The organism is Citreimonas salinaria (assembly GCF_900107235.1).
GTDB classification, from domain to species: domain Bacteria; phylum Pseudomonadota; class Alphaproteobacteria; order Rhodobacterales; family Rhodobacteraceae; genus Citreimonas; species Citreimonas salinaria.
The window spans coordinates 1-3,548 of sequence record NZ_FNPF01000048.1 but is presented as its reverse complement, the minus strand read 5'-3'; the positions used below and the strand labels follow the sequence as shown (position 1 = coordinate 3,548).

Here is a 3,548-nt window from a genome sequence, read left to right as displayed (position 1 = left end):
GGAAGACGAGCAGATCGGAACGGTCACCGCCGACGGCGCCTACGACACGCGCCGGTGCCACAAAGCCATCACCGACCGGCAGGGCACCGCGATCATCCCCATCCCCATCCGCAGGAACGGACGTCTTTGGAAAGAAGACTGCCCGGCTGCACGCGCCAGAAACGACACCCTGCGCGCCACCCGATATTACGGACGGGCATTCTGGAAAGGCTGGACGGGATACCACGCCCGCAGCCGGATCGAGGCGAAGATGCGATTCCTGAAATCCTTCGGCGATCGCATCATGGCCAGGGACCCCGACCGACAGACCGCCGAAACCCACATCCGCATCGCCCTTATGAACCGCTTCACCGCCCTCGGCACCGCCGATATCGTCTGCGCGGCATGACGTCAGTGGGGTAAGGGGCAGTCACGCCTCGGGCGAGATTTGGGCAACAACGCCCGTCCCGTTCAGAACCAGTAGGCGAAAATATCCATAATGGCACCGGTGACCGGGTCGAACTCGATCTCGACCTCATTGCCGTCGGGCGCGTAGGCCTCCACCTCGTGGCGGCCCCACTCGACATCCAGGTCATGGACGTTGGTTTAGCCCATCGCCGTCATGCGATCGATGGCTTCCGTGGTCGTCATACAGGTGGGCACGGCGTCGCCGTAGATTTCGACAAACATGACGTCCGCCGCTTCGTCTCTCTCTGGAACCCACAATCTTTTCTATGGTTTCCAGCCGCGCATGAACCTCCGGCCACGCGGGTTGCACGGGGGGCGTATTCGACATTTCGCAAAGCTCGCTTCCTGCCATTGTCGCCGATCAGGTGGGAGCATGCTCCACCGGCATCTAACTGCAGAAAGGCCCGCACTGCTGGTCATCCGCTCGTTGAGAATGCGGAAAGAAGTACGAAAGGCAGGAATGGCAACGCCGCACTGCGGCCTCATTAATCCCGCGCATGGCAGGTCTGGTCCGTTCAAGACGGGCTAGAAGACGGAGCGGGAAGCTGTCGTTCGCTGCGTCTCGCAAGAATAGCGGAGTTTCGCAGGAACACGCCTTGTTGCGATGCGGCAGCTTGCATCACCTACCATGAGGGCGAAAGCCTTCTATGTCGTGATTGCCAATCAGGAAGTCTGCGTGACCGCGCAGATCGCCGGCGGAAAGGCCCTACGCAGCCGAGGCAGCTCTGCTGGTACATGTCCTGTCTGTTCCTACCGTTCATCGCGGCCTCAACAGGACCCCGCAAAAAAATGCGGCTGGCGCTGCCGGCGCCAGCCACTCATTCGATCGGAAGCTTACCTTGCCCGTGCCGACTTCAGCGCCTGTGCCCACCAGACTAGGTCGTCGAACATCGCCGTGGCCGAGGGGCGCAGCACCGCGTCCACAGCGCTCATCGGGCCGTTCTCGCCCAGCGGGCTGACCTTCATGAGCTCGCCGCCGCCCAGGTGCACCGCGTGGCGGATCGGCGCCATCTGCAACTCGACTGCGATTGTGCGCAGGTGCTCGACGGCGCGGGCGCCACCGACGCCGCCATAGCCCATCGCGCTCATGGGCTTGCGGACCCAGCCCTTGTAGGCCTGGTCCAGCGCGTTCTTCAGCGCGCCGGTGATTGAGTGGTTGTATTCGGCCGTCAGGAAGACGTAGCCGTCGTAACCCGAAACCGCATCCTGCCAGGCGCGGGCCTTGGGCTCGCTGCTCTCCATCCACAGCTCAGATGCGGCCTCGTTGAAGAACGGCAGGTCGAAGTCGCGCAGGTCGAGCGTCTCGAGCGTCAGGTCGTCGCGTTCGGTAGCGACCTCGCGCAGCCATTCCGCTGGCTTGTCGGCGAAGCGGGTGTCGCGGGTCGAGCCGACGATCAGGGCAATGCGAACGGGTTCGGGCATGGAGGCCTCCAGGTTTCAATGAACGAGCGCCGTAATTCGCCACTCCGGCTTCCGATCTCAACCGCAACGAATGCACAAGCCTTGTGCGCGGCCGCAGTAGCGGCCCGCCTTCCACTCGGCGCCTGATCACAGGTGCCCCGCCTGCCGATCCGAGCGACGGGACCGCGCTGACAGATTGGCAATTCCGAGCCGCCCCCCAAGCAGCCATTGCCGCCGATAAAAAGCATCTGCTGGATCAAGCTTCCATGGTGAGCGGAGCGGCAGCTTCGCGCCGGAAGCCGTACCGGAAAGCTTTGCACCAGCAGAAAAACCGTCTGTTGCGACCGGCCCCATACCGGCCCTTTGTCCGGAGCTACATGCGGTAGCGCAGGTCCGAAAAGCGGCCATTCGCTGCGGCTCGCAACACCGGCCATCGCAACATCAGCGAGGCCCCCGCCGCCAGCCAACGCCTTGCGGTGTTCAGCGAGCAGCCGAATTCCGCCGCGATATTCTTCGACCCCCCAACCGTCCCTCGGCGAACTCTCGGAGTTAATCGGCGCACGTGCCTTCAGCGTCGGTCTCCCGTTCCTGATCTTGGCCAGAGCAGGGGTCTTCAGGGAGAACTTCTTCGATCCCTTAGCGGCGGCGTTCAAGTCGGAAAGCGGCGGCATGACGCGGAAGATCCTCCGCCTCTGGCTCCTCACGCGAGGCCCTGACTCGCACGCTGCGCCACATGACCAACCAAGTCGCCCATGACGGGCAGGGCGCGCAGTCGGAAGAGTATCTCGTCCCTACGCCGTCGAGGAAGCCGAAGGCAATGTGGGTCCCCACGCGGGCGGATCTGGAATGGATCGAGCCGGAGGACGAGAACACGTACATCGAGTTCGCTGTCTGGGATGCGGCCGACGGTCGCTTGATCCCCGGCCTCGGGGCAGGCGATCCTTGTCCTCTTCGTGGGCGAGGCGACGCATTATTTCCTTGGCAGTCCACTTGACCTGCTTGACCAGATTGTCGGTCCGCACCCCTTCGAAGTGCGCGCAAGCCATGATCTATTCCATGGCATCCATGTGGCACGCACTGCGCAGGGGCACGAAATACTGCGGCGCGGCGTCTCGTGACGCTGCCGATGCTCGACGTCGGCGCAAGAGCCGAAAGGCGCAAGGGACTTTACCAGGCGGTGCGAGCAATGCGGGGGAAAGAATCCCAGACGCAGCCCAAGAGAAAGCCCGCCGGTCAGGGCGAGTTGGATGGTCGGGAGGGCGTTGTTACACAAATCTCGCCTGAGGCGTGACTGCCCCTTACCCCACTGACGTCATGCCGCGCGGACGATATCGGCGGTGCCGAGGGCGGTGAAGCGGTTCATAAGGGCGATGCGGATGTGGGTTTCGGCAGTCTGTCGGTCGGGGTCCCTGGCCATGATGCGATCGCCGAAGGATTTCAGGCATCGCATCTTCGCCTCGATCCGGCTGCGGGCGTGGTATCCCGTCCAGCCTTTCCAGAATGCCCGTCCGTAATATCGGGTGGCGCGCAGGGTGTCGTTTCTGGCGCGTGCAGCCGGGCAGTCTTCTTTCCAAAGACGTCCGTTCCTGCGGATGGGGATGGGGATGATCGCGGTGCCCTGCCGGTCGGTGATGGCTTTGTGGCACCGGCGCGTGTCGTAGGCGCCGTCGGCGGTGACCGTTCCGATCTGCTCGTCTTCC

The 3,548-nt window shown here is 63.4% G+C and carries 4 protein-coding genes; 1 reads left to right on the top strand and 3 read right to left on the bottom strand.

All coding sequences use genetic code 11. The annotated features are described in order from the left end of the window. On the top strand, window positions 1-388 hold a 388-nt coding region (locus tag BLW27_RS20390; protein ID WP_143042399.1), incomplete at its 5' end, for a transposase. A gap of 62 nt (window positions 389-450) precedes the next feature. Here BLW27_RS20390 and BLW27_RS22195 read toward each other — a convergent pair. The 3 genes from BLW27_RS22195 to BLW27_RS20370 all read right to left on the bottom strand — a co-directional run. Further along, a complete protein-coding gene (locus BLW27_RS22195) occupies window positions 451-570 on the bottom strand; it encodes a PepSY domain-containing protein (RefSeq protein ID WP_089886557.1) in 120 nt (39 codons plus the stop codon). A 711-nt stretch (window positions 571-1,281) separates the two neighbouring features. Beyond that, a complete protein-coding gene (locus BLW27_RS20380; RefSeq protein ID WP_089886555.1) occupies window positions 1,282-1,869 on the bottom strand; it encodes an NADPH-dependent FMN reductase in 588 nt (195 codons plus the stop codon). A 1,291-nt stretch (window positions 1,870-3,160) separates the two neighbouring features. After that, the coding region (locus BLW27_RS20370) for a transposase (RefSeq protein WP_143042250.1) at window positions 3,161-3,548 on the bottom strand (388 nt) is incomplete at its 5' end.